Genomic DNA, 568 nt, shown 5'->3' on the forward strand with positions numbered 1-568 from the left:
GGGGCCCACTGGATGAGGTCGGGGCTGGCGATGGGGCCGATCTCCTGGCGGACCCAGTCGCGGAGTTCCTTGCGGAGCGCCTCGGTGGGCTCCACGCCGTTCATGAGCGTGACGTAGCAGTAGATGCCCTGGCCCTTGATCGGGTGGGGGTAGCCCACCACCGCGGCCTCGGCGACCTTGGAATGGGCCACCAGCGCGCTCTCGACCTCGGCGGTGCCCATGCGGTGGCCCGAGACGTTGATCACGTCGTCGACGCGGCCGGTGATCCAGTAGTGGCCGTCCTCGTCGCGCCGGCAGCCGTCGCCGGTGAAGTAGTAGCCCTTGTACTGCTCGAAGTAGGTCTTCTCGAAGCGCGCGTGATCGCCCCAGACGGTGCGCATCTGCCCCGGCCATGAGGCCCTGATCGCCAGCACGCCCTCGGCGGGGTTCTCGGTGATCTCCGCGCCCGAATGCGGGTCGAGCACGACCGGCTCCACGCCGAAGAAGGGCGTCATCGCCGCGCCGGGCTTGGTGGCGTGTGCGCCGGGCAGCGGCGTGATCAGATGCCCGCCGGTCTCGGTCTGCCACC

1 protein-coding gene is annotated in these 568 nt (G+C 70.1%); it reads right to left on the reverse strand.

Annotated features, from left to right (window positions below; all coding sequences use genetic code 11):
- Positions 1-568: AMP-binding enzyme (locus DRV85_RS18830; RefSeq protein WP_147238901.1), on the reverse strand; the 568-nt coding region annotated here is incomplete at both ends.

Source organism: Rhodosalinus halophilus (assembly GCF_003298775.1).
Taxonomy (GTDB): Bacteria; Pseudomonadota; Alphaproteobacteria; order Rhodobacterales; family Rhodobacteraceae; genus Rhodosalinus; species Rhodosalinus halophilus.